25 protein-coding genes and 1 rRNA gene (1 of these 26 running past the window's edge) are annotated in these 25978 nt (G+C 53.8%); 20 read left to right on the forward strand and 6 right to left on the reverse strand.

Annotated features, from left to right (window positions below):
• Positions 1–508: 508 nt before the first annotated feature.
• The gene (locus tag PSAB_RS04240) at positions 509–835 is read right to left on the reverse strand and encodes a hypothetical protein (protein WP_144240471.1); all 327 of its coding nucleotides are present in this window, start codon (positions 833–835) and stop codon (positions 509–511) included.
• A 14-nt stretch (positions 836–849) separates the two neighbouring features.
• Positions 850–1509, reverse strand: coding sequence for an acetyltransferase (locus PSAB_RS04245; protein WP_025333353.1), 660 nt, complete (start codon positions 1507–1509; stop codon positions 850–852).
• A gap of 414 nt (positions 1510–1923) precedes the next feature.
• On the opposite strand from PSAB_RS04245, the gene PSAB_RS04250 reads away from it, so the two are divergent.
• From PSAB_RS04250 to galE, 12 genes are read left to right on the forward strand one after another with little or no spacing between them, the layout of a single operon-like run.
• The gene (locus PSAB_RS04250; protein WP_025333354.1) at positions 1924–3102 is read left to right on the forward strand and encodes a nucleotidyltransferase domain-containing protein; all 1179 of its coding nucleotides are present in this window, start codon (positions 1924–1926) and stop codon (positions 3100–3102) included.
• A gap of 41 nt (positions 3103–3143) precedes the next feature.
• The gene (locus tag PSAB_RS04255; RefSeq protein WP_226991765.1) at positions 3144–3788 is read left to right on the forward strand and encodes an acyltransferase; all 645 of its coding nucleotides are present in this window, start codon (positions 3144–3146) and stop codon (positions 3786–3788) included.
• The gene (locus PSAB_RS04260; RefSeq protein WP_025333356.1) at positions 3785–4981 is read left to right on the forward strand and encodes a glycosyltransferase; all 1197 of its coding nucleotides are present in this window, start codon (positions 3785–3787) and stop codon (positions 4979–4981) included. Before PSAB_RS04255 ends, PSAB_RS04260 begins: the two co-directional genes overlap by 4 nt.
• A gap of 26 nt (positions 4982–5007) precedes the next feature.
• Positions 5008–6039 carry a glycosyltransferase gene (locus PSAB_RS04265; protein ID WP_025333357.1) on the forward strand — a complete coding sequence of 344 codons (1032 nt, stop codon included), beginning with the start codon at positions 5008–5010 and terminating at the stop codon, positions 6037–6039.
• Positions 6040–6054: 15 nt separating this feature from the next.
• Positions 6055–7212, forward strand: a complete 1158-nt coding sequence (locus PSAB_RS04270) for a polysaccharide pyruvyl transferase family protein (RefSeq protein ID WP_025333358.1) — start codon at positions 6055–6057, stop codon at positions 7210–7212.
• 8 nt (positions 7213–7220) lie between these two features.
• Positions 7221–8423, forward strand: coding sequence for a glycosyltransferase (locus PSAB_RS04275; protein ID WP_025333359.1), 1203 nt, complete (start codon positions 7221–7223; stop codon positions 8421–8423).
• Complete coding sequence (locus PSAB_RS04280; protein ID WP_025333360.1) at positions 8420–9619, forward strand: glycosyltransferase; 1200 nt, start codon at positions 8420–8422, stop codon at positions 9617–9619. The genes PSAB_RS04275 and PSAB_RS04280 overlap by 4 nt, the downstream gene beginning before the upstream one ends.
• 12 nt (positions 9620–9631) lie before the next feature.
• A complete protein-coding gene (locus PSAB_RS04285; RefSeq protein WP_025333361.1) occupies positions 9632–10195 on the forward strand; it encodes an acyltransferase in 564 nt (187 codons plus the stop codon).
• A gap of 36 nt (positions 10196–10231) precedes the next feature.
• A complete protein-coding gene (locus tag PSAB_RS04290) occupies positions 10232–11434 on the forward strand; it encodes a glycoside hydrolase family 88 protein (RefSeq protein ID WP_025333362.1) in 1203 nt (400 codons plus the stop codon).
• Positions 11431–12312 carry a glycosyltransferase family 2 protein gene (locus PSAB_RS04295; protein ID WP_025333363.1) on the forward strand — a complete coding sequence of 294 codons (882 nt, stop codon included), beginning with the start codon at positions 11431–11433 and terminating at the stop codon, positions 12310–12312. The genes PSAB_RS04290 and PSAB_RS04295 overlap by 4 nt, the downstream gene beginning before the upstream one ends.
• A gap of 38 nt (positions 12313–12350) precedes the next feature.
• Positions 12351–13898 carry a lipopolysaccharide biosynthesis protein gene (locus tag PSAB_RS04300; RefSeq protein ID WP_025333364.1) on the forward strand — a complete coding sequence of 516 codons (1548 nt, stop codon included), beginning with the start codon at positions 12351–12353 and terminating at the stop codon, positions 13896–13898.
• A gap of 4 nt (positions 13899–13902) precedes the next feature.
• Entirely contained in the window at positions 13903–14937 is a 1035-nt protein-coding gene (galE, locus tag PSAB_RS04305) for a UDP-glucose 4-epimerase GalE (protein WP_025333365.1), read from the forward strand.
• A gap of 77 nt (positions 14938–15014) precedes the next feature.
• On the opposite strand, the gene PSAB_RS04310 is transcribed toward galE, so the two are convergent.
• From PSAB_RS04310 to PSAB_RS04320, 3 genes are read right to left on the reverse strand one after another with little or no spacing between them, the layout of a single operon-like run.
• Positions 15015–15344: a helix-turn-helix domain-containing protein gene (locus PSAB_RS04310; RefSeq protein WP_025333366.1), complete on the reverse strand. Its 330-nt coding sequence runs from the start codon at positions 15342–15344 to the stop codon at positions 15015–15017.
• Positions 15334–15819, reverse strand: coding sequence for a lasso peptide biosynthesis B2 protein (locus tag PSAB_RS04315; RefSeq protein ID WP_025333367.1), 486 nt, complete (start codon positions 15817–15819; stop codon positions 15334–15336). The genes PSAB_RS04310 and PSAB_RS04315 overlap by 11 nt, the downstream gene beginning before the upstream one ends.
• Entirely contained in the window at positions 15816–16118 is a 303-nt protein-coding gene (locus PSAB_RS04320; RefSeq protein WP_025333368.1) for a lasso peptide biosynthesis PqqD family chaperone, read from the reverse strand. The genes PSAB_RS04315 and PSAB_RS04320 overlap by 4 nt, the downstream gene beginning before the upstream one ends.
• Before the next feature lie 284 nt (positions 16119–16402).
• On the opposite strand from PSAB_RS04320, the gene htpG reads away from it, so the two are divergent.
• The 6 genes from htpG to PSAB_RS04350 all read left to right on the forward strand — a co-directional run bounded on the left by htpG (position 16403) and on the right by PSAB_RS04350 (position 23517).
• The gene (gene htpG, locus PSAB_RS04325; protein ID WP_025333369.1) at positions 16403–18283 is read left to right on the forward strand and encodes a molecular chaperone HtpG; all 1881 of its coding nucleotides are present in this window, start codon (positions 16403–16405) and stop codon (positions 18281–18283) included.
• A 557-nt stretch (positions 18284–18840) separates the two neighbouring features.
• Positions 18841–20025: a nucleotidyltransferase domain-containing protein gene (locus PSAB_RS04330; protein ID WP_025333370.1), complete on the forward strand. Its 1185-nt coding sequence runs from the start codon at positions 18841–18843 to the stop codon at positions 20023–20025.
• Positions 20026–20211: 186 nt separating this feature from the next.
• Positions 20212–21141 (forward strand): ABC transporter ATP-binding protein, encoded by a 930-nt coding sequence (locus tag PSAB_RS04335; RefSeq protein ID WP_025333371.1) that lies wholly within the window; start codon positions 20212–20214, stop codon positions 21139–21141.
• A 2-nt stretch (positions 21142–21143) separates the two neighbouring features.
• Positions 21144–22265: an ABC transporter permease gene (locus PSAB_RS04340; RefSeq protein WP_025333372.1), complete on the forward strand. Its 1122-nt coding sequence runs from the start codon at positions 21144–21146 to the stop codon at positions 22263–22265.
• 212 nt (positions 22266–22477) lie between these two features.
• Complete coding sequence (locus PSAB_RS04345) at positions 22478–22930, forward strand: HEAT repeat domain-containing protein (protein ID WP_025333373.1); 453 nt, start codon at positions 22478–22480, stop codon at positions 22928–22930.
• A 119-nt stretch (positions 22931–23049) separates the two neighbouring features.
• Entirely contained in the window at positions 23050–23517 is a 468-nt protein-coding gene (locus tag PSAB_RS04350; RefSeq protein ID WP_025333374.1) for a 2-thiouracil desulfurase family protein, read from the forward strand.
• Positions 23518–23670: 153 nt separating this feature from the next.
• Here the strand turns inward: PSAB_RS04350 and PSAB_RS24950 are convergent, their stop codons facing one another.
• The gene (locus PSAB_RS24950; RefSeq protein ID WP_038595543.1) at positions 23671–23799 is read right to left on the reverse strand and encodes a DUF4023 domain-containing protein; all 129 of its coding nucleotides are present in this window, start codon (positions 23797–23799) and stop codon (positions 23671–23673) included.
• A gap of 172 nt (positions 23800–23971) precedes the next feature.
• On the opposite strand from PSAB_RS24950, the gene PSAB_RS04360 reads away from it, so the two are divergent.
• Positions 23972–24826 carry a gamma-glutamylcyclotransferase family protein gene (locus PSAB_RS04360; RefSeq protein ID WP_025333375.1) on the forward strand — a complete coding sequence of 285 codons (855 nt, stop codon included), beginning with the start codon at positions 23972–23974 and terminating at the stop codon, positions 24824–24826.
• A gap of 276 nt (positions 24827–25102) precedes the next feature.
• A 16S ribosomal RNA gene (locus PSAB_RS04365) occupies positions 25103–25978 on the forward strand; it runs 679 nt beyond the window's last position.

Below are 25978 nucleotides of genomic sequence, written 5' to 3' on the forward strand. Positions count from 1 at the left end.
CCGCTGAGAAGAGACCGGGAGGGTGGAGTTCGTAGCAGGTGGACACCGGGAACGGACTAAATCCGCATGGGCGGAATCCCGGACATGCGGAATAGCGACGGGTCGAACCCGCTGTGCGGAGGCCGGGAGGGGCGGAAACGGGAACTTGCGGGATCGGGGATGGACAGAATCGTACCGGGGCGGAAGTGGGAAACGGAGCAACGAGCAAAAATGTATCCGGTACGAGCAGCAGCGAGGCGTGATGGACCGAACAAACCACTTGAATGAAACGAACCAAATGACCCAAACGAACCAAATGACCCTGAAAACCTGAAATTGTACATCTTTTGCCGGCCTTGGAGCTTTCACTGGCTGGGATACCTGCTATTATGCAGTTATTTCCGGTTCAACACCCATTGCAGGAGGCATAGTCCTGAAGTTCCTGCACGATAGCAGGTTTTTCCCACTAACCCACGTTTTTGCCTGAAAAAACCTGCACATTCGCTGGTTTGCAAGCAAGAGCGCTGAACTAATCCGTAACCCACGGGATCTTGCGGTACGGCCCCGCGCCCCGTGCATCTTTGCAGCCACGGCCTCCTGCGGTGCAGCCGCCCTCGCCTACGGCCTCCTGCGGTACAGCCACCCCGCGCATCTCGTCTGCGGACTCCTGCGGTGCAGCCGCCCCGCTATCCCCGCCGCCCCAACTACAAATCCCGTCCGCTCGCGGCGCACGATCTTGATGGAGCACTAAACATAACGACACCAACCGGATCTTGCGGAGCCACCCGTACATCCCCGCCGTCCCGTACATCCCCGCTCCGCGCATCTCGCCTACGGCCTCACCCGCCCCATGCACCCCCGCCGCTACAACTACAAATACCGCTCGCCCGCGGCGCGCGATCTTACGACGACGGCAGGCGTTCCGTAGGCCACCGCGTACCCGCCGATATCGGAGAGAACAGTCGCCCCCGCCCCAATGACTGTGTGCTCCCCGATGCGGACGGAGTGAATGGCGTTCGCTCCCAGCGAGAGCACGGAAAAATCGCCGATCGTCACATTCCCGCCCGTCGTGGCGCCCGGAGCCAGCGTGACATAATCCCCGGTCCGGCTGTCGTGATCGACCGATGCGTTTGGATACAGCACGCAGTGTTCGCCGATGACCGTGTCGCTGTTAACGACCGCCCCCGCCATCAGAACGGTGCCTTGTCCCAGCACGGCTCCCCTTGCGATCCAGGCGCCCGGATGGACAGCGGTAACGAAGGGAATATCCGGGCAATGGGAAGTGATCCGGGCGACGATGCCCGCGCGGGCCCAGTTGTCTCCGATGGCGACGATGACGCCGTCTATTTCCTCCCGGTGATCGGCAAGGTATTGTTCGCTTCCAAGAATCCGGTATCCGTACACGTCGGTGCCAGCAGCCTTGTAGCTGTCGAGCAGCCCCGCGATCCGGTATTGCCCATGCCGCTCAACAGTATCGATTACCGCTTTGGCATGCCCTCCCGCTCCGAATACGACAATGTTATTCTTCAAGGCTCAAGTCCCCCTTTTTAAAATATAAGAATTTATAAGCCGGGCGCTTATCATTTGGTCTTATATTTCTTCTAGTTTCAATATAGCACACGCTCCGGGCCAATTTACGGTTTTTGCAACTTAGCAATTGACAACTTTCAGGCAGGAGTGTTACGCTTTACTTGCGTTCGTTAAATAGAACAAAAATAACGATTTCCGTTCGCTATGCTCTCATTCTAAGTACTCGTTCGCTATGCTCTCATTCTAAGTACTCGTTCGCTATGCTCTCATTCTATGTGCTCGTTCACTATGCTCTTGTTCTATGAACTCGTTCACTATGCTCTCATTCCATGCACTCGTTCGCTATGCTCTCATTCCATATTCTCGTTCGTTATGTACTCATTCGCTATGTTATCGATGGTAAGGAGATATCCCATGGGAAATCCATTTGCGCTGAAGACGGAAGCCCTGTCAACCGAAATGCGTCTTCTCCTGGCGATTCTCGCGGCGGAGAAGGCCGAGGATCTGCCGGTCCGCTTCCCAGACTTGTTCCGCGAGGCGGACTGGGAGGAGTTCGTCAAGCTTGCGCTGCATCATCGCGTATATCCCAATCTCTATCCCCGGATGAAGAGTCTGGGGGAGGCGGTGCCGGGGGAAGTGACAGGTTGCCTGTATGCCCACTACAGCCGGAACACGTTCCAGATGCTTCATCTAAGCGCTGAAATGGAATTTCTGGGTGGGGAGCTGGCCCGGAGAAATATCCGCGCGCTTTTTCTGAAGGGGCCGGTCATTGCCAAAGATCTGTACGGGGACATCTCCATGCGCACCTCCTGCGATCTGGATCTCCTGATTCCGCTGGCCCAGCTGCCGGGCGCGGAGATGATGCTGACCAGTCTGGGGTATATCAAGGACGATTATATCCATACCGTTCTGAACGACTGGAAATGGCGGCATCACCACACGACCTTCACCCATCCGAAAAAAGGGGTCAAGGTGGAGCTTCATTGGAGGCTGAATCCGGCACCTTCCGGCGAACCCGATTTCGAGGAGCTGTGGGAACGAAGACGCCTAAGCAAGCTGACTGGCCGGCCGGTTGCCTATTTGGGGAAGGAAGACCTGTTCCTGTTCCTCGTCTCCCACGGGGCGAGGCACGGCTGGTCGAGACTGCGGTGGCTGCTCGATATTAAGCAGCTGCTGCTGCAGCGGCCGGACGCCAGAAGGCTGACCGCTCTGCTCCGCAAGCACCGCTACTACCATGTCGGGGGGCAGGCGCTGACCCTGGCCCGGGAGCTGCTGGACGCCGAGATCGCGGAAGGCCTTGAGCGAATGGAACGCGCTCCGAAATCGCGGGCGATGGCGCAGGGCGCGATGTTTTATCTGGAACGGATGATTAACCTGCATTCGCTTCCCGTTCCCGAGGATGTGGCGTCTTATCACAAGCGGCATCAATTCGCGCTGTTCTCACCGGTCCAGAAGCTCGTGTTCGTCCTGAGCTTCCTCTTTCCTTATCCGGAGGATGCCGAAACGCTGCCGCTGCCCAAACCGCTGCATTTCCTGTATGTTCCGCTCCGGCCCTTTCTATGGGCTTGGCGAAAGAGCAAACGCTTTACCTGATTTCGGCTTTGGCCGTTTACCGAAGGGAGATGAGGCTTCAGATGATTGGAAAAGTGCTAAGGACGGTCCGCAGCCAGTACCGCGAACGGGGTCTGTTAAGTACGCTGGCCATGAACCTGTCTCATTTCACCGGATTTTTGCGGGGGCTGTTCTATAAGCTCTTGTATTTCGGCAGCATTTCCTATGCTCCGTTCTCCATGCAGGGCAACAGCACCATCGAAATCTTCAACCGGAAATCCAGGCTGAAGCTCGGCAGCTTCGTATTTATCCGCAAAAATGTCAGCATCCGGCTGGATCACGGCGGCGAGCTGACGCTGGGGAACAAAACGTTCATCAACGATAACTGCACGATCAACTGTGTTCACCGCATCACGATCGGCGATTATGTGAAGATCGCTCCTAACGTCTGCATTAACGATCATGACCACAATTACAAGCCGGATTCGGATAGCCCGCTGATTCAGGATGAGGTCATTATCGGCAGCCATGTATGGATTGGAGCGAACACGGTGATTTTGCGGGGGACGGTGATCGGCGATCATTCGGTGATTGCGGCCGGGAGCGTGGTCAAGGGAACGGTGCCGCCGTACACCCTGTTCCTCAACAAGCGTGAGAACAGCTTGAAAGAGATTACTGGGGCGAACGTATTCGCCATGACACCCGCCGCATCGGGGGGACCGTCATGAAGAAGAGCATCCTAATCTCCGTATACGATCTGGAAATCGGCGGCATTGAGCGAAGCCTGATCAACATGCTGGAGGCCTTCGATTACGAGCATTACGAGATCGACCTGCTTGTGTTTCGTCACCAGGGTGACTTTATGGACATGATTCCCCGGGACGTAAATCTGCTGCCGGAAAAGAAGCCGTATACCGTGCTCCGAAAGTCGCTTCGGGAGTGTCTTGCGGACGGAAGCTATCTCGCCGCTGGCGTGCGGCTGATATCGAAGGCCATAGCCCGGGTCCGGGCCGCCCGGAGAAAGCTGAACGAAGGTCCCGGCTATATCCAGATGCAGTGGGAGGCCAGGCTGTCTTCGTATTATTTTCCCCGTCTCCCCAAAACTTACGATCTGGTCATCAGCAACGGCTGGCCGCATGACGTCGCACTGAGAAAGGTAAAAGCCCGTAAAAAGCTCGCCTGGATTCATACGGATTACAGCAAGCTGGAAATCGACAACAGGCTGGATCTCAAGGTATGGCGGGAGTTCGATTACATCGCTTCGATCTCTGCCGACTGTACCGCTTCTTTTATAAGTACATATCCGGAGCTCCGCCCCAAAATTGTGCAGATCGAAAACATCATCTCGCCCGAATTCATCAGGAAAATGTCCCAAGCGGAGGATGCGCCGGAGGTCGCGGATATGTTTAACGTGGTGTCCGTCGGCCGGCTGTCCTATGTGAAGGGCTACGACATGGCGGTTCAGGCTTTAAGAACGCTGCATAACAGGGGGATGACCGGCATCCGGTGGTATGTGATCGGATATGGGGGCTACGAGCGGGAACTGAGGGAGCTGATCGCCCGAAACGGCCTTCAGGAGAGCTTCATTCTTTTAGGCAAAAAAATAAATCCCTATCCCTACATCAACAGGTGCGACGTGTACGTCCAACCGTCCCGCTACGAAGGCAAAGCCGTAACCATTACGGAAGCGCAGATCCTGGGCAAGCCTGTCATCATCACGAATTACCCTACGGCGCCAAGTCAGGTAACGGACGGAGTGGACGGAACAATCTGCGATCTCAGCCCGGACGGGATTGCCGAAGCGATTCAAAGCCTGTACCACAGCCGCGAGAAGCGAAACGTCCTCATTCATAATCTGAAAGACAGAGATTACAGCAACCGTGGTGAATTGAACAAGCTGTATGAGCTGATCCCTTCCTAATCCACGCGAAGGAGCCGCCCTAAGCCATGAATGTAAAAGTGAGCGTTGTAATTCCGGTATATAATGCGGGTTCCCGTCTTGGAGAATGCATCGAGTCTCTGATGAAGCAGACGCTCGGAGAGTGCGAGTTTATCTTCGTGAATGACGGGTCCACCGATGACAGCAGGGCGATTATCGAAGCGCATCTTCCGCTCGATCCGAGAATCCGGCTGATCAACCAGGATAATCAGGGGGTCAGCATCGCGCGAAATACGGGCCTTCAGGCAGCCGGCGGACAATATATCGGGTTCGTGGATGCCGACGACACTGTGGAGCCGGATATGTTCGAGGTGCTGTATGCGAGCGCGGTGCAGTGGGGCTGCGACGCCGTCATTTCCGATTTTGAAAGCGCCGCAGGCTCCCACCGGTTCGTTACGCGGTTTCCGCTGCCTCGCAGCATCAAGCTGGACCGGGAATATATCCGCGGGCAGCTGCTGCCCGAATTTATCAAATCAGATGCGCTCAATTCCGTATGGAATAAGCTGTACAAGGCCGAGGTTATTACAAAAAACAGGGTCGAATTTCCAGCCAAGGTGGCGCTGGGGGAGGACGGAGCTTTTAATCTCCTTTTTTTCTGCGGGGCGGACAGTGCGGTCTATATCGATTACTGCGGGTACCATTACCAGGAAACGGCCGGCAGCGCGACCCGGAATATCGCGGGGAAGGACTACTTCGCAAGGGCGGTTCAGGTATACGAAGCCCGGCTGCCGCAAATTTTCATGGACCAGCTCGTTGGGGAGAACATTGCCGAATGGAAATCGGAGAAGCTGATCAACACGGTGATGTCCATTATTCACCTGTATTTCGAGCCATCCCCGGAGATGGGGCTAAGGCGCAGATACAAGTATGTGAAAGACATGATCGGCAGCGGAGCCGTGAAGGAAGCACTACCCGTCTATTGGGAGAAGCATTACGGCAGCGCGGACCGGTACCGGAGGGTGCTGCTTGAAATGATCCGAAGGAAAGTCGTGCCAGGATTATACTTAGCTGCCGCATACAGCAGAATGCGAAACAGATAACGAGGAGGCATAGCCATGAAGATCATGATGTTTTTGCATGGCGGGAGTTTGAACCGGGGCTGCGAGGCGATTGTCCGCTCCTCCACAACGATCATTAAGGAAAAAATCACGGATTCCAAAGTGTATCTGTCCTCGAACCGGCCGGAAAGCGACCAAATAATCACCGCTCTGGACGGGATTTACGACGGGTCCGACAAGGCGATCCGAAAGTACTCGTATGACTGGCTTCTGTCCTCATTTAAGGTGAAGTTTTTTAAAGATGAATCCTTTATTTTCGGCAAAATCCACCACAACATTATCAAGCACATCAACGATATGGATGTCTATCTCTCGATTGGCGGGGATAACTACTGCTACGGCGAGCAGCCGGGCTGGTATGAAATTGACCGGAGAGTCAAGAAAGAGGGCAAGAAGCTGGTGCTGTGGGGATGCTCCATCGGTGAGGAGGATATGACCGATCTGAAGCTGGATGATCTGAAACGATTTGATCTGATCCTCGCCCGCGAATCGCTGACCTACGACATGCTGAGGAGCAAGGGGCTCACCAATGTCCGTCTATGCGCCGATCCGGCTTTTACGATGGAGAAAGAGGAGCTGCCCTTACCCGAAGGCTGGCAGGCCGGAAATACGGTCGGCTTCAACTTCAGCCCGCTGGTGATGAACCGCAACAGGGAGTCCGCCGCCGCCGTCCGGGAACTTCTAAATCACATCTTGGACACGACCGATTTGACGATCGTCCTCACTCCCCATGTGATGGAGAACGGGAACAACGACTATGAAGTGTTGAAGCGGTATGAAGAGGAATTTCGGCATACCGGCCGGGTCATTCTGCTCCCCGATCATCTGACGGCTATCCAGTATAAAGGATATATCGCGAGAATGAGATTTTTCATCGGGGCAAGAACCCATGCTACCATCGCTGCCTATTCCAATCTGGTGCCGACTATGGTTCTGGGTTACAGCGTGAAGTCGAAGGGTATCTCCAAAGATATTTTCGGGGAAGAGAAGCTGGTGCTCGGGATCGAGGAAATATCCAGCGGAGAGAGGCTGATTCAGAAATTCGACGAAATGCTGCGCGATGAAGACCGGATCAGGCACACGCTGCAGAAATCCATTCCCCGCATCCAGGCCATGTCGTACAAAGCCGTCGATTATTTACAAGAACTGGCGTGAGGCCCGTTATGAAAAAGAACCTGCTGTTCGTCATGCCCGGTCTGTCCGCCGGGGGAGGGGAAAAGAGCCTGGTCAATTTGCTCTCCCAGATTGATTTCGGGCAATACGCCGTCGATTTATTTCTGTTCAATCACGAAGGGATTTTTATGGAGTTCCTGCCCAAAGAGGTCAATGTGCTGCCGCTTCCCGAGAGCTTCAGGCTGTTTCATCTGCCGCTGGCCCGTTCCGTCAAGGAGCTGGTGCTCCGGCATAAGCTGCCTCTGGCCTACAGCCGGACGATGTTTGCGTTCAAGAACGCCGTCTCGCAGAGCCGGGCCGTTACCGAGCAGTACAGCTGGAAGTATATTTCCAGATCGGTGGAACCGCTTGAAAAACAGTACGATGTGGCCATCGGCTTCCTTGAGAAGACGTCAACTTACTTCTGCGTCGATAAAGTGAACGCGGTCAAAAAGATCGGCTGGGTTCATATCGATTACGACAAGCTGGGCATGGACCCGGAGTTTGACAAAGGCTATTTTCAGCGGCTGGACCATATTGTCACGGTGTCGGAGGAATGCGTCGACATTCTCGCCAGACGGTTCCCGGAGCAGCGGCACAAAATCGAGCTGATCTACAACATTATCTCTCCGAGAATCATCCGGCAGATGGCCGATCAGGCCAAAGTAGACGTCTACGGCCGCTCCGGTAATGAAATCGTCATTCTGTCCATCGGCCGTCTGCATCCCCAGAAGGGCTTCGAATTAGCGATTGAAGCGTGCAAGCTCCTCGTAACCAAAGGATACGATATCTGCTGGAATGTCATTGGAAGCGGGGAGGAGAAGGCCCGGCTGACCCGGCTGATCCGGGAGAACGGCCTGGAGAACCATTTCAAGCTGCTGGGGCTGATGACTAATCCGTACTCCTACATCAAGCATGCCGATTTCTATGTGCAGACCTCGCGGTTCGAGGGCAAATCCATTGCCATTGATGAGGCGAAAATTCTGAACAAACCGATTCTCGTCACCAATTTCAGCACCGCCAAGGATCAGATCAGACATGAGCATAACGGACTGATCGCTTCCATGAATCCGGAGGATATTGCCCGGGGAATCGAGCGGCTGATCGAGGACCGGGAGCTCAGAGCCCGGTTGTCCCGCAATCTTTCCCTGGAGAAGCTGGGCACGGAGGAAGAGATCGATAAACTTTACAGGCTTGTGGGTGAGGCGCAATGAAGAAGAGGCTGCTGTTCGTGATGAATAATCTGCACTGCGGCGGCGCGGAGAAGTCCCTGATTTCCCTGCTGCAGACCCTGGATTATTCCCGCTATGAGGTCGACCTGTTTCTGTTCAGGCATGAGGGCTTGTTCATGTCCCAGATTCCGAGTTTCGTTAATTTGCTGCAGGCGCCCCCGGATAATCTTTATTTTAATATGTCGATCAAAACGGCATTCGCCGACTGCCTCCGCAAAGGCAAGCTCAAGATCGCCCTGGCCCGGTTGTTCGCGCAGTTCATCTTCGTAACGGAGAAGAACGCAGCCCGTTCGGAGCAGCGGGCGTGGAAATACGTATCCGCTTCGATTCCCCGGATTAACGGCAAGTACGATGCGGCCATCGGCTTTCTGGAGAAGAATCCGATCTACTGCATCATCGACAAGGTGGATGCGAAGGTCAAGATCGGCTGGATTCATACCAATTACGCCAGCCTGCGGATGGATGCGGCGATCGACAGGCCTTTTTTTGACCGGCTGGATTATATCGTTACCGTCTCCGACGAATGCGCCAGCGCGCTGCACAAGGCGTTTAAGGCTCAGACCGGCAAGATCAAAGTGATTCATAATATCGTATCGCCATCCATTATCCGGCGGATGTCCGAGCTGGAGATGCCGAAGCCGCCCGCTTCCGGCAAGGGCTGCATGAATATTACGACCGTGGCGAGGCTCAGTCCGGTGAAGGGAATCGACCTGGCGATCGAAGCCTGCCGGATTCTGGTGGAGCAAGGGTATCCGGTTCGCTGGAATGTTCTCGGTTACGGGACCGATTCGGAAGTCCGGGACTGTACCCGGCTGATCCGGGAGTACGGTCTGGAAGAATACTTCAAGCTGCTGGGAACGGTCGATAATCCCTATCCTTATTTGAAATCGGCGGACATTTACGTCCAGCCCTCGCGGTTCGAGGGGAAATCGATTGCCGTCGATGAAGCCAAAATCATGGGCAAACCGATCATCGTCACCAATTTCAGCACGGCCAAAGAGCAGATTGAGCATCGGCTTAACGGCTGGATCGCCGGGATGAATCCAGAGGAGCTTGCCGAAGGCATACGCAAAGTCATCGAGGACGAACAGCTGAGGGCCCGCTGGGCAGAGCGTCTCGCCCGGGAGAAGCTGGGGACGGAAGCCGAAGTGAATAAGCTGTACGAATTGATCTCGTGAAAGGGTGAGCCCATGTTCGAGAGAGTAAAGAAAGCCATCGCGCTAAGGCTGGGAAGAATCAGCACGGAGCAATTGAACATCGAGGCGTGCATCCGCCAAGGAATGAAGGTCGGACGTAATTGCCACGGATTAGGTGCCGCAACCATCGACTATGCGCACTGCTGGCTGATTGAAATCGGCGACAATGTCACCTTCGCTCCGCAGGTGTATTTATTGGCTCACGACGCAAGCACCAAGCGGCATCTGGATTATACGAAGATAGCGAAGATTGTCATCGAAGACGGGGCCTTTATCGGAGCGAGGGCCTTGATCATGCCGGGCGTCACTGTGGGGAAGAACGCGATTGTGGCCGCAGGCAGCATTGTTACCAAGTCCGTGCCCGAGGGGATGGTCGTCGCCGGCAATCAGGCAAGAGTGCTGTCCACAACCGAGGCGTATATTCAAAAGCATCAGGAGAAAATGGGGCATTCGGATCTGTACGACGAGAACTGGACGATCGGCCGCCGGATTTCGCCGGACATGTGCAGGCAAATGTCGGATCAATTGATAAATGGCTCTGTCGGCTATGTGAAGTGAGCTTAAAACTACGAAGCCCGAAAGGATTTGCCCGAGATGGTCATACAGATTCTTCTCTATTTGATTGCTGCCGCTGCTATAATCGCCGCTGCCATTGATCTTATCCCGGTCTGGAAAAGCTGGTTTGGCCGGATACATATCGGCCGCTACGATGACAGGCGAGTCTGGAGCCGCGCTCTGACCGCGAGAGGCCTTAAGTGGCTGAGCCGAATGCCCGCGGTGAAAGTCACCGATAATACCCGGCTCATCGCGCTGGATATGCTCCGGGGGAATTACACGAAGAGCGCGATCCAGCACTGGCAGGAGGCCGCCCTGCTGCTCGGCCTGGGCGAATATTTGCGGCAAAACGACGATCCCGCCGTAAGGCAGAGCATTCAGAGTTTTCTGGACTCGAAGCTGGACGGCGGCGGCCGCTGGAAGGAACAGCCGAAGCATGTCGACACCGCCATTCTGGCCTACGCGATCCTCAGCCTTGATTTTATCGGATCAGACCGGGTTGAGCCGGCCATGCACGCCGTCTGGGAGTTGATCCGGGAGCACCTGGGGACGGACGGAACCGTAAGCTACCGCCAGTCGGTAAAAGGGTACCGCTACGTGGACACGGTCGGATTCATCTGTCCTTTCCTCGTGGCCTACGGACTCAAGTACGGCCGGCCCGAGTGCGTCGATCTGGCGGTGAAGCAGATCACTGAATACGAGCAGCACGGCATGCTGGAGCCCCATCATATCCCCGTGCACGCTTACAACGTGGAGAACCATGTCCCGCTTGGGCTGTACGGCTGGGGCAGAGGGCTAGGCTGGTTCGCCATCGGGCTGATCGACGCCTGGAGCCAGCTTCCCCCGGATCACCGGCATAAGCCGGTTCTGGAGCGCAGCGTGGAGAGGTACGCCGAGGCGGTGATGCGCTTCCAGCAGCCGGACGGCAGCTGGCGATGGACGGTCACCCGGGGCGAATGCAGGCCGGACTCCTCGGCGGTGGCTACCCTGGCCTGGTTTCTGCAGGGCGCTTCGGCCATCGGCCGCATTTCGGTGGAGTGCCGTTTATCGGCCGAAGCCGCCATGCGGTACCTGATGGGGGTTACGAGGCGCAGCGGTGCCGTCGATTTCTCGCAGGGCGACACGAAAGATATCGGCGTCTACTCAACCCTGTTCGATGTCCTTCCCTTTACCCAAGGCTATGCCATCCGCGCGGTCAACCGGTACCTGAACACGTTCCATGAGAAGGGGGAGCCGAGATGAAAATAACCGTCTTCACCCCGGCCTATAACCGGGGGTACATCCTTCCCGAGCTGTATCGGTCGCTGCAGGCCCAGACCTTTGCCGATTTCGAATGGCTGGTCATCGACGACGGCTCAAGCGACCGGACGCCTGAACTGTTCAAAGCCTGGGAGCGAGAGCAGAACCCATTCTCGATCCGCTATTTCAGAGTGGAGAACGGGGGCAAGCACCGGGCGATCAACAAGGGAGTGAATCTGGCGAGAGGCGAGCTGTTCTTTATCGTCGATTCGGATGACCGCCTGACGCCGGATGCGCTGGAGAGCATCGCGAAATGGGAGGAGGGGCTGCAAGGCAACAGCCGTTTTTGCGGCGTCGCCGGAAACCGGGGAGCCGATAGCCAGCATGTGATCGGGACCACGTTCGAGGGCGAATATGTGGACGCCACGTCGCTTGAAAGAACCCGGCTTGGCATTACCGGCGACAAGGCCGAGGTTTTTTACACGAAAATCCTTAGAAATTACCGGTTCGACGAAATCGAGGGCGAGAAATTTTTGACGGAATCCACAGTGTGGGACCGCATGGCCTACGACGGGCTGAAGCTGAGGTGGTTTAATCACACCATTTATATCTGCGACTATCTGGAGGATGGACTCACCCGCAACATGAAACGGATATTTTCGGAAAATCCAAAAGGGACGGCTCTTTATATCAAACAGCAGATTAAGCACTATAACTACGATTTAAGAGGAAGGCTCTCCAACTACAACCTGTACTACGATTTCGTGGGAGCAAGGACCGGTCTGAGGAAGGCGGCCCGTTACCTGGAAATTCACCCTTTGACTTTACTTGCCGCCACCTGTCTGGTGAGGCTGAGGAAGCTTATGCTCCAGCGGCCCTAGCTTATTTAAGCACACTGAAAAGGATATAGGGGATAGCCATGAGAGTAAAAAACTCCATCATCAACATAACGGCAGGCATCGGCAACCAGCTGGTGATGACCCTGCTGAGCTTTGTATCCCGAACCGTCTTCATTAACAGCCTCGGCATCGAGTATCTGGGCGTGAATGGACTGTTCACGAATATTCTCGCGATGCTGACGCTGGCGGAGGCGGGGATCGGCACAAGCATCATGTACAGTCTCTATAAGCCGATTGCGGAAAATGATCACGTGCAGATTAACAAGCTGATGCGGCTGTACCGCAGCGCCTATCTCGTTATCGCTCTGGTGGTCACGGTGCTGGGCCTGTCCCTGCTCCCTTTTCTGGATGAGATCGTCAAGAACACGGACATCCCGCATCTGTATCTGATCTATCTGATCTTCCTGCTTAATACGGTGACGCCTTATCTTTTCTCCTACAAAAATTCATTCCTGAATGTGAATCAGAAGAGCTATATCGTCACTGTGGCGTACTCCGCATCCTCTATTCTTTCAACTAGTCTCAAAATCGGCATCCTGTACTTTACGGCGAATTACATCCTGTTCCTGATCATCGACAGCATTCTAACTATCGTTACGTCGGTATATCTGACCATGACCGCCAACCGGAAATATCCGTATCTCAGGCAAAAAGCAGCAGGCAAGCTGGATGCGGGAACCAAAGGCGGAATCATCAAAAATGTCAAAGCGATCGTCATCCAAAATATCGGCAGCTATCTGGTGCTCGGGACGGAAAATATTCTGATTTCCACCTTTGTCAGCGTCGCGGCCGTAGGCCTGTATTCCAACTATAAAATGCTGATCGATATCGCCAGAACCTTTATCAACCAGGTGTTCAGCAATTTGTACCACAGTGTCGGGAATCTCGTCTCCAGCGAAAGTGAGGAGAAAATATACAGTGTCTATAAAGTGATGCTGCTGCTCAGCTTCTGGCTGTACTCTCTGCTCGCGATCCTGCTGTATCTCCTGATTGAGCCGTTTATCGGGCTCTGGATCGGCGGAAAGTTCCTGATGACCGGTGGGGTACTCCTTGTCCTGCTGCTGCTGTTCTACGAACGGGGAATGCGCAATCCGATCAGCACGGTGAAGACGACGGCCGGCATTTTTCATGAAGACCGCTTCGTTCCGCTGGCCCAGGCCGTCCTCGGACTAGGGGTTTCCATTTTTCTGGTACGGCAGATCGGCATTGAAGGAGTTTTCATCGGCTCTCTGTTCGGCGCGCTGGCCATGCCATTCTGGACAACACCCTATCTGGTCTACAAAAAAGTGTTCCATTTGCCCGTCGCCGATTATTACCTGAAATTCGTCACTTACTCTTTGATTGGGATAAGCGCTTTTTTTGCGGCGTACTATACAAGCGGTTTTATCCACGCGGGAAATTTCCCGCAGCTGATTGTCAAAGGAATTGTCGCGTTTGCAACCGTCAACCTGATCTACTTCGCGGTCTTTCATCGGAGGGAAGAATTTAAGTACCTTCAGGGCATTACCAAGGTTATGTTCGGCAAAGTCACCTTAAAGTTCAAGCCCCATTTGAAGAACGGAGGATGATGGCATGGCCATACTAATTACCGGAGGCGCCGGCTATATCGGCAGCCATACTGCGGTGGAACTGCTCGAAGCGGGATACGAGATTGTTATAGTCGATAATTTTGCCAACAGCCATCCCGAGGCGATCCGTCGGATCACGGAGATCACGGGCCGCACGTTCCCTTTTTATGAGCTCGACTTATTGGACAGTGAAGGGCTGGAGGACGTGTTCGCTCGGCACCCGATCGAAGCGGTCATTCATTTTGCAGGGCTTAAGGCGGTAGGGGAGTCGATGGAAGATCCGCTCAGGTACTATCATACGAATCTGCTGAGTACCTTGATGCTGTGCAAGACGATGCAAAAATATGAAGTGTTCCGGATCGTATTCAGCTCCTCGGCAACCGTATACGGCGCTCCGGAGTCGGTGCCCATTACGGAAGACTCTCCTGTAGGCGCAACTAATCCTTACGGACGGACCAAAGAAATGATCGAGCATATTCTGCGTGATGTCGCGGTGTCCAATCCCCGCTGGGGAATTTCGATTCTGCGTTACTTTAACCCGATAGGAGCGCACAAGAGCGGGCGGATCGGCGAGGACCCGAACGGCATTCCGAACAATCTGCTGCCTTATATTTCCCAGGTGGCCGTTGGCAAACTGGCCATGCTCAGCGTGTACGGGAATGATTATCCTACTGCCGACGGCACGGGCGTAAGAGACTATATTCATGTCGTGGATCTGGCGCAGGGCCATTTGAAGGCGCTAGAGCGGGTTATGGAGCGCGCTGATGTCGAGGTATACAACTTGGGAACGGGCCTGGGCTCAAGCGTACTGGAGATGGTGAAGGCCTTCGAGAAGGTGTCGGGCAAGGCCATACCTTACCGGGTTACCGAGCGAAGAGCGGGCGATATCGCCGTCTGCTACGCGGATACGTCCAGAGCGAATGAAGAATTGCATTGGAAGGCTGTGCGCGGGTTAGAGGAGATGTGCGAAGATACGTGGCGGTGGCAGTCAGTGAATCCGGGAGGCTATACGGAGAGCGAGCTGGAAAAAGCGAATTAAAACGGGCCGTCTCAAAGGCAAATTGCCGGAGAGATGGCTTTTTTTGTGCGGTATTAGTGTGCGGTATTGGGCGGGGGTTAACGGCGTTCCATCCTCCATTTGTTGTATTCCAGAAAGTCGCGGAACTCCCTTTTGCTGATGCCGGAGTGCATCGCTTCCTTAATTAACTCGTTCCACTCCAGATCAGTCTGCTCGGCGTCTTCCTTCTTCGGGTCCGAATGCAGGAATTCTTCCACGGTGATGCCCAGAACGGAGCCGACTTTTTCCAGAAACTGAATGGAGGGGTTCTTCTGGATTCCGCGTTCGATCGAGCTCAAATAAGATTTGGCGACTCCGGCTCTTTCGGACAATTCCGTAAGGGAATAATTCTTCTTTTTGCGAAGCTGCTGTATTCGTTTACCAATCATGGCTGACCTCCGTAATTGATCTGGTACCCGCAGATTTGGCGAATTTGTCGACTACCACAAATCGATCCATGACTTCCGCCCCGGAAATATAGTGGGAACCGCTGCGAAGCCAGGCGTGAGCGATCAGTTTTCCGTCCTCGTCTTTGGCCGTTCCTAAATATAGGGTGCTCCCGATGCCCCTTCTTTCCAGCATTTTCATGCCGGCGATGGCCCTTACCAGGCATTTGCTGTCCCATGGAGTGTATTGGCTGACGGTCTGAATGGAGTGGGCCACCCGCCACATGGAGGGAGTAAGCGCCGAATCGCTCTCCCGGCCCGTCTCTTGCCCTCTTTCGCCAAGTGACGGCGCCACTTTAGAGAACTTGCGAAAGAGGAGGGTACGGGCCCAGCCGAGCAGTAAAAAGGCTTCCAAATAAGACAAGAGGGCAGTCTTGTCCAAGCCAAGCAGCAACCGGAGCTTTCTGGCCAGCTTCATCCGGCATCCGCCACGCGAATCAAATCTTCTGTCAACAGATGCTGTAAAAAAGGAATGACGTCCTGTTCGCAAATGTCGGCGTCAATTTCATAGATTTGCTGAAGTGCTATGATAATCTCCTGAACAGACCGCGGAGTGCTGATAATGCTCCAGATATCGCCGCCAACCTGTCCGAGGTTATAATACTTTCCCTGTTGTACGCTGAGCATCACTTTTTCGCCATCCATATCGCTGACAATATTGCCCTCGCATTGAACAAGGACGGTATCTATCGATAAAATCTTGGTTTGTTTGATCATGGATCAACCACTCCTTAACCGGGGATTTGGAAGGCAAACATAAAGAAGTATCATGCTCGGTTATGTTCTTTATAAAGAACATAAAGCTAATTATAAGTTAACATTCAGCTATATTAAAGTCAACTGTCCACAGGGGTATTTTTAGATTCGACTTTGGGATATTGACCTCATTATTTGAATGTGGTATATAAAAATAGGGATTAGCACTCAGGTGATTCGAGTGCTAAATTTTCATTACAACGAACCGTTTCTATATGCATTTATATTTTGGAAGGAGACTAGGCATGGTCAAAAAGCAGTTTCAAGCCGAATCCAAACGTTTGCTGGAAATGATGATCAACTCGATTTACTCGCAGCGCGAAATCTTTCTCCGCGAGCTTATTTCCAACTCCAGCGACGCCATCGACAAAATTTATTACAAGGCGCTGACTGACGATACGCTTACGTTCAACAAAGAGGATTACTTCATTAGAATTACAGCCGATAAAGAGAATCGTACGCTGATCGTCTCCGATACCGGAATCGGCATGACGCAGGAAGAGCTGGAGAACAATCTCGGCGTAATCGCGAAGAGCGGGTCGCTCGCCTTCAAGAAGGAGAACGAAGCCAAGGACGGACATAACATTATCGGCCAGTTCGGGGTAGGTTTCTATTCCGCGTTCATGGTGGCCGACAGCATTACCGTAATCAGCCGGGCGCTCGGCAGCGACACGGCTTTCAAATGGGAGTCCGAGGGTGCGGACGGCTATACGATCGAGCCTACCGATAAGGCTTCCATCGGCACCGAAATTATTTTGAAGATCAAGGAAAATACCGAAGAAGACAACTATGACGAGTATTTGGAAGAGTACCGGCTGAGATCGATCATCAAGAAATACTCCGATTTTATCCGCTACCCGATCAAGATGGACGTTACCCGCAGTGTGCCGAAGGAAGGCGCGGAGAACGAGTACGAGGAAATTACGGAAGAGCAGACCGTCAACAGCATGGTCCCGATCTGGCGCAAGAACAAGAGCGAGCTGAAAGACGAGGATTACGAGAACTTCTATCAGGAGAAGCGCTATGGCTTCGACAAGCCGCTGAAGCACATCCATATCAGCGCCGACGGCGCGGTGGTGTATAACGCAATTCTGTTCATTCCGGAGAATACGCCTTTCGACTATTACACGAAGGAATATGAAAAAGGCCTCGAGCTGTACTCGAACGGCGTCCTCATCATGAACAAATGCGCCGATCTGCTGCCCGACTATTTCAGCTTCGTAAAAGGCATGGTCGATTCCGAGGACCTGTCGCTGAACATCTCCCGTGAGCTGCTTCAGCATGACCGCCAGCTCAGCCTGATCGCGAAGAACATCAAGAACAAGATAAAGAGCGCTCTGCTAAGTCTGCTCAAGGACGAGAGAGAGAAATACGAGAAGTTCTTCGGCGCCTTCGGCCGGGGGCTGAAATTCGGCGTGTACAACGATTACGGCATGAATAAGGACACGCTTCAGGATCTGCTGCTGTTCCATTCCTCCAAGGAGAAGAAACTGGTCAGTTTGGACGAATACGTGTCGAGAATGCCTGAGGATCAGAAATACATCTACTACGCTTCCGGCGAGTCCATCGAACGGATCGAGAAGCTGCCGCAGACCGAGTTGGTAGCCGATAAGGGCTATGAAATTTTGTATTTTACCGACGATATCGACGAATTCGCCATCAAAGTTCTTCTGAGCTACAAGGACAAAGAATTCAAATCCGTCTCCAGCGGCGATCTTGGCATCGATACGGAAGAGCAGGATAAAGCCGCGGAGAACGCGGATACCGAGAACAAGGATCTCTTTGAGGAGATGAAAGGGCTGCTCGGCGGCAAGGTTAAGAGCGTCAAAGCTTCCAAACGCCTCAAATCCCATCCGGTCTGCCTGTCCTCCGAAGGCGAGCTGACGATCGAGATGGAAAAAACGCTCCGGGCGATGCAGAACGCCGGCGATGTCCAGGCCGAGAAGGTGCTGGAGATCAACGTGAACCATGACGTCTTCAAGTCGCTGAAGGATGCGCAGAGCAAGGACAAGGAGAAGCTGGCGCTCTACACGAATCTGCTGTACAACCAGGCGCTGCTGATCGAAGGTCTGCCGGTTGGCGATCCGGTGGAGTTCACGAACGATATTTGCAAAATCATGGTGTAAAACATTTCTTTGAATTGAACAGCCGGCTGCAGGCGCTTAGCCAACAGTCGGCTGTTTTGCTTTACATACGCCCCTTCTTAACTGAAGGACGCACAGAACAAGGACAAGGAGAAGTTGGTTTGGCTTCTACGTAGTACCCTTCTTAAGGCAAGGTAGCCGAAGTGGCGGCCGTTGCGAGGAATGTTGCGCGGAATGCCTGCAGGTGTACATCTTTTTTTTCATAAGCTTCTCCGCCAAATCAAATACCTGCAAAGATGCATGTATTACTTTGCCATTCTCCTGATTCCGGCGTGTATGCATCCAATGCCTGCACGATCGCAGCTATTTCCTTCTTCCCAAGTAGAATCCGCGACAAAACCTGCAGGTTTGCAGGAAAACACAGGGCCCACCTAAACAGCCGATCCGCTAAGGGGGCCATGAGAATTAGACCAGGCGGAATTAGTAGCTTTGTGATAATTAGCAGCCAGCTAAAGCAAGAGAGGCTTAGGGTTTGACATATTTCTGGCAGCGGTGATACGCTCTCTTCAAAAGACATCGCGGCAGAAGGAGAATTCCCTATGGATGAACGGAATGTGATAGATCATGGGATTTTATCTAAGGAACTATTGCTTCTTCTTGCTCTGCTTGCTAAGGACAAAGTTGACGAGATGGCAGACCGGCAGCCGGAGATGTTCGCGGATATCGATTGGAAGGAGTTCATGCGGCTTGCCATGCATCATCGCGTGTATCCTTTTCTATATCCCAAACTCAGCCGTATGGCCGAAGGGAAGATTCCTTCCGGGCTCGTTCAGTGGCTCAAGCAAGAGTACTGCAATAATACCGTCCGGATGCTCCACCTCAGCGGCGAAATGGACAGGCTGGCCGATAAGCTGGCTGACGCGGGCATCCCGGCCCTTTTCCTGAAAGGACCGGTGCTGGCGCAGGCTTTGTACGGCGATATCTCGCTCCGTACATCCCGTGACCTCGATTTTATCGTCCCTTTGGACAAGCTGGCTGAAGCAGAAGCCCTACTCGTCCGGCTCGGCTACGTGGAGGAAATCGAATTCGAGACGATTCTGGGAGACTGGAAATGGAGACAGCATCACAGGACGTACAATCACCCCGACGTCAACATTAAGGCAGAGATCCACTGGAGGCTGAATCCGGCGCCTTCCAGAGAGCCGGGCTTCGGTGAACTGTGGGAGCGAAAGAGGACGAGCGATGCGTTGGGCCGTAATATTCATTATTTGGGGGCCGAGGATTTGTTCCTATTCCTGGCCGCTCACGGAGCCAGACACGGCTGGTCCAGATTGCGATGGCTGCTGGATATCAAGCAGCTGCTACTTCAGCGGCCGGACGGCGGGACATTGACCCGGCTTCTTCACCGCTACGGATATGACGATATCGGGGGCCAAGCCCTTTTACTAGCGACGGAAGTGCTTAAAGCGCCGGTTGATCCAGGCCTTTCACGTTTGATGGAAAGGCCGAAGGCCCGGCGTCTGGCGCGGCTTTCCATGTTCTACGTGGGGCGGATGGTCAATCTGCATAATCCGCCGCTGCCGCCTGAAGTAGAGCGGCATTACCGATATTATCAGCCGGCGATTTTATCGCGGGGGCAGCAGCTGGTGTACGCGCTCGGTTTTCTTTTTCCTTATGCGGCGGACGCGAAGACGCTGCCCTTGCCGAGGCCGCTGCACTTTCTTTACTTCGTTTTGCGGCCCTTTTTATGGACATGGAGAAAAGCCTTCGGCGAGGGCAAATGAGCCGCTCACTCACTAAAAACCTCCAGTTCTATAACCCGCTTTCGGCTCATACGCTGGAGCGGGTTATTTTTTTGCCTACATCTCCGGACCGAGGTCCGAATCGGCTTGCGGACGGTATGGGCCGGTTCGGCCTTCGGATTATAATAGAGATAAAGTGGTATTAAACGGATAGGGGAGGGGTACCGTTTGACGATTCTTGAGGTTAAGAAATTGAAAAAATCTTTCGGCGAGGTCAAGGCTGTTCAGGACATCAGCTTCACGGTGGAAGCGGGGGAGGTCTTTACGATTATCGGGCCGAACGGAGCGGGCAAGACGACAACCCTGGAGATGATCGAAGGCTTGCAGCCGCCGGATGCCGGCAGTATTTTCATTGCCGGATTGTCCTGGGACAAGAACGAGAGCGAAATCAAGACCCGGATCGGCGTACAGCCTCAGTCGAGCGCCTTGTTCGACCTGCTCACCGCCGAGGAAAATCTGGACTTGTTCGCTTCCTTTTACCCGAAGCGCAAATCGACCGCCGAGGTGCTGGAAATGATCAATCTGACCGAGCACCGGAACAAGCGGGTCAAATCACTGTCCGGCGGCCAGCGTCAGCGTCTGGCCATCGGCCTTGCGATGATCAATGACCCGCAGGTGATTTTTCTCGATGAGCCGACAACGGGACTCGACCCTCAGGCGCGCCGCAACATCTGGGACATTATTCTTCAATTGAAGCAGATGGGGACGACGATAATTTTGACGACGCACTACATGGAAGAGGCGGAGAAGCTGAGCGACCGCGTCTGCATCGTCGATCAGGGCACGGTGATCAGCCTCGACACGCCGGCGGCACTGATCGGCAAGCTGACGCGGGAACGGGAAGTACGGCTGTCTTTCTTTGATGGTGAAGCTGCGGCAGCGCGGACCGAGCAGGCGCTCCGGGACCTTCCGGAAATTGTACGGATGGAGCGGGACGGGGAGAACCTGACGCTCTGGTCGCCGGAGCCGGAGCAGGTGCTGTACGGGTTGCTTGGTTTCACCAAGGAGCAGGGTTATCGGGTCGAGCATGTGTCCATTCGCGAAATGAGCCTTGAAGATGTCTTTATTGCCTTCACGGGCAAGGAATGGAGGGATTGATCATGAACGCAGGCACCCAGCTGAAGAAATTATTTATTGCTCAACTGAAGACGATGTTCCGCGAGAAGGCGGTCTGGTTTTGGAATTTATTTTTCCCGGTTATTCTCATGGTGCTGTTTATGGTTATTTTGGGCGGAGGCGGGGACGGCGGAGACTTCAAAGCGAAGGTGGCGCTGGTTAAGCCGGTATCGACCGCGGCCAGCGATTCTCTGGAGGCCGGACTGAGGAAGATTCCGGTCTTCGAGTGGAAGTCGGGGGAGGCCGTCGATGGCACCCAGGCCGATAAGTTGGTAAAGGGCAAGGATGTTGACGCGGCCATCGTTCTGCCGGAGAACGGCAGCGGCGGCGATATCCGCCTGATCGTCAATGCCGAGAATGAGAGCAACGCCACCACCCAAGCGATCCGGGGCATTCTGGACCGATATGTTCAGGAAGCCAGCTTTGCGGCGGCGGGAGTCGAACCGGCTTTCCGGCTGCAGACGTCGTCGGTGTCGAGCGGCAGCAAGGATATCAGCAGCGCGGACTTCCTTCTGACCGGCTTGATTTCCCTGTCCATCGCCCAGGCCGGACTGTTCGGGATGGTCGACATGGTTGAAATCCGCAGATCCGGCCTGCTCAAGCGGCTGCGCATGACCCCGATGCGGATGGGGCTGTACGGCCTTGGCGGCATGCTGGTCCGCTTCGTGCTCAGCTTCGTGCAGATTGTCCTGCTGACCGTTATCGGTGTCTTCGGGTTCGGCGCGAATCTGCATCTGAATCTGCCGGTGCTGATTATCGCCTTCTTCATCGGAGTTCTGGCCTTCAACGCCCTTGGTTATCTGATCTCTTCCTTCAGCAAATCCCTGGAATCCTACATGGGTGTGGCGAACATCACCAGTTTCCTGATGATGTTCATCAGCGGCGTCTTCTTCTCCACCAGCAGCCTGCCCGATTGGCTGAAGCCAGTCACCCGGGTGCTGCCGCTGACCTATTTCGTCGAAGGCATGCGGGACGGCATGGTTTACGGCTCCGGCCTGTTTAACGCCGCGTTCTGGAGCGGCATCGGCATCCTCACCCTGTGGGGAGCGGCGGCGTTCGCCCTCGGGGCACTGATTTACCGGAAGGCTAAGGTGGAGGTGCGGTAGAGGTTGCGGCAGCGGTTGAACGGTTAAGAGAAGGACCATACATGGACGGGTGGCTGTTCCTTTAATGGGTAGCCGCCTTTTTTTGTTGTCCAGAGAGCAGGCTGTATATGTCTTTCCACGGTCAATGTTGAGTCCGGCTCCCGACTAGGCTAAAATATCCCTATCACAACATTGATTACAGAAGGGAATTGTGCCGTTTGAGTAATGAAGAAATGAACGTTGAGAAAGTAAGCGCCGAAACAGCGGATAGCGGACTCCCTGAGAATTACGCGGAATTGAAAAAGGAGGCAGGCCGCTCTGCAGATTGGAGAGCCCGTCTGTCCGCGGTCGAGGAGCTGGGGAATTACCCTCACCGGCAGGTTATTGATATTCTGACGCGCCTGGCCGAAAGCGATCCGGTCTATACTGTGCAGGAAGCGGCTTACCTGAAGCTTAAAGCATTCGGCGAGAATGTGGCGGCGCCTTCCAAGAACAAGCCCGAGCTGTTCAAAGGCATCACCAAAATTCTGCTGCGAATCAAGAAAAGCCTTCCCCGGAACCATACGTATGAAGAGTTCAAGGAAAAGCTGAAGAAGATGCGGATCGACGTGTACGACGCCTATGAAGGCGAGAAGGGCGAAGACTTCGACAAGTGGCTGGAGAGCAAGTGGTCTTCGGTAAAATAACTTGGCCAGTCCCAAAATAGGGACGAGCCGACAGTGAAGGAGCAGCTCCGGCCTGCGGTTAGGCTGGGGATGTGCTCTTTTTTGTTATCTATATGATCTTAAAAAAGGAGGGCACTGCCATGATTCTCGTCAGTGCTTGCCTTGCCGGTGTCGAGTGCCGGTATGACGGCTCGCATAATGTGCAGGAGAAAATTAGGCAATTGGCCCGTGAGAACAAGGTTGTGCTTGTCTGCCCCGAAGTGTTCGGCGGTTGTCCCACGCCGCGCGAGCCGGCCGAGATTGTGGGAGGAACCGGTGAAGATGTTTTGAAAGGACGAGCCAAGGTCATTGACCGGTCCGGAAAGGATGTTACCGGGCTCTTCATAGCGGGGGCCTATAAAGCGCTGGAAACCGCGCGGGAGCATCAGGCTACACTCATTGTACTAAAAGAAAACAGTCCTTCCTGCGGCAGCAGCATGATTTATGACGGCCGGTTTGCGGGCCATAAAATCCCCGGAGAGGGTGTAACGGCCGCTTTGCTGCGGCGGGAAGGTTTCAAGGTTGTTTCGGAGAACGAGTTTGCGTCGGGAGAATATGATGCCTGGTAACCGCTCCTTCTCCGGGTTCATTCGAGCATTTTAAGCGGCTTACCATACATGAAGCAAAAGCGCCCCGGTCATCCATGCCCGGGGCCCTCTTTTTACGTAAGTCCATTACAATTGTGATTGCCGTATTTTGGCGCTTAAGCCATGGGCGGGATGCTATTTGTTCGTGCTGTGCTGCTTGTTCTGGAGCTTGCTGCCTTCATTGCCTTTTGCCCGGTGCTTGTTTTTCTCGTCTTTTTTCTGAGTGTCGTGCAGCTTTTCCACAAATTCATGGGTGCTATCCATGGTTGTCCTCCTTTAGGCGATATGCATGGTATTAATGTAACCCGTTTACCTGTAAACCATGTGCTTTAAACGATCCGGGTAGGTCATTTTGGTCCTTCTGAATCTTTTTCTAGTAAATGGTATGATAGAGAGACAAGAAACAATAGATTCGGCAGGAAGGGAAAATAGGGATATGGAACTTGTTTTTGTATACGGTACGTTGCGGCAAGGTGAGGTAAATCATCATTTAATGAGCGGCGCACGGTTGATCGCGCGTATGGCGCAGATCCAGGGAGTGTTAATGGATACGGGGCGGGGCTACCCGGCTGTAGTACAGGAAGACTCTGGCGTTGTGGCGGGCGAGCTGTATGAAGTATCGGCGGAGATGCTGGCAAGGCTGGATGAGCTCGAGGATTTTTACGGCCCGGAGAACCCGGCAAATGAATATGAGCGAATCAGAACGGCTGTGACGACGGACAGCGGACAACGGGAAGCATGGGTATATGTATATATGAAGCGGGAGCATGACGTCATTGCCCAGGGAGACTGGAAGCTGCATTTGCTAAGGCAGAATTCCCATGTGCTTTATTTTGCCTATGGTAGCTGCATGGACTTGGAAAGAATCACACTGGCAGGAGCGGCAGAATGGTTTGTGGATGTGAGAGGCCGCGGGGTAGCGGACGGGTTCAATCTTCAGTTTACCTACCGGGCCAAGGATGGCGGCCGTGCCGATCTGGTGGAGGACGGGGGCAGAGTGGAGGGCAAGCTGTACAGGATACCGACTGAATGTCTGGACAAGTACCTGTATCTCCGGGAAGGCGTGAACAGCGGAATGTATCGACCGGCGGTTCTAAGTGTCCAGTGCGAAGACGGAAGTGTGCAGGATGCGGTGACGTTCCTGGTTGTGTACAAAAATCCCGAGATGTCCCCGCCGGGACACTATATGCGGGAAATTTTGCGTGGAGCGCGCCCGATTGTCTCTTTAGAATATTATGGGGAGCTGGAAGAGCGGTTCTGGACGAGCTATGGATTTCGGCTGGAGGAGTAATTAAAGGTCCTGAAACAATATTTAAAATAATGCTTGCATTAGTTTCGTGTCCATGGTATATTCTAATTCCGGCCAAGAAATACGGGCTCTGCTTCAAAAAAAGAATTAAAAAAAGAGCTTGCATTAAACGGTCGGATATGATATATTATAAAAGTTGCTGCTGATGAGAAGTTGAGCGGCGGCAAAGAAGTTTGATCTTTGAAAACTGAACAACGAGTGAGTATTAAATGAGAAGAAATTCTCGTCAGTTTGTTTGATTGAGCTATCGGCTCTACCTTTTTGGAGAGTTTGATCCTGGCTCAGGACGAACGCTGGCGGCGTGCCTAATACATGCAAGTCGAGCGGAGTTGTGAGAGAGCTTGCTCTCGATCAACTTAGCGGCGGACGGGTGAGTAACACGTAGGCAACCTGCCCCTTGGACTGGGATAACTACCGGAAACGGTAGCTAATACCGGATAAGACCTTCTGGTGCATACCGGAAGGCGGAAAGGCGGAGCAATCTGTCACCAGGGGATGGGCCTGCGGCGCATTAGCTAGTTGGTGGGGTAACGGCTCACCAAGGCGACGATGCGTAGCCGACCTGAGAGGGTGAACGGCCACACTGGGACTGAGACACGGCCCAGACTCCTACGGGAGGCAGCAGTAGGGAATCTTCCGCAATGGGCGAAAGCCTGACGGAGCAACGCCGCGTGAGTGATGAAGGTTTTCGGATCGTAAAGCTCTGTTGCCAGGGAAGAACGTTCTTAAGAGTAACTGCTTAAGAAGTGACGGTACCTGAGAAGAAAGCCCCGGCTAACTACGTGCCAGCAGCCGCGGTAATACGTAGGGGGCAAGCGTTGTCCGGAATTATTGGGCGTAAAGCGCGCGCAGGCGGCTGTTTAAGTCTGGTGTTTAAACCATGGGCTCAACCTGTGGTCGCACTGGAAACTGGGCAGCTTGAGTGCAGAAGAGGAAAGTGGAATTCCACGTGTAGCGGTGAAATGCGTAGAGATGTGGAGGAACACCAGTGGCGAAGGCGACTTTCTGGGCTGTAACTGACGCTGAGGCGCGAAAGCGTGGGGAGCAAACAGGATTAGATACCCTGGTAGTCCACGCCGTAAACGATGAGTGCTAGGTGTTAGGGGTTTCGATACCCTTGGTGCCGAAGTTAAC

The organism is Paenibacillus sabinae T27 (genome assembly GCF_000612505.1).
GTDB lineage: Bacteria > Bacillota > Bacilli > Paenibacillales > Paenibacillaceae > Paenibacillus_AQ > Paenibacillus_AQ sabinae.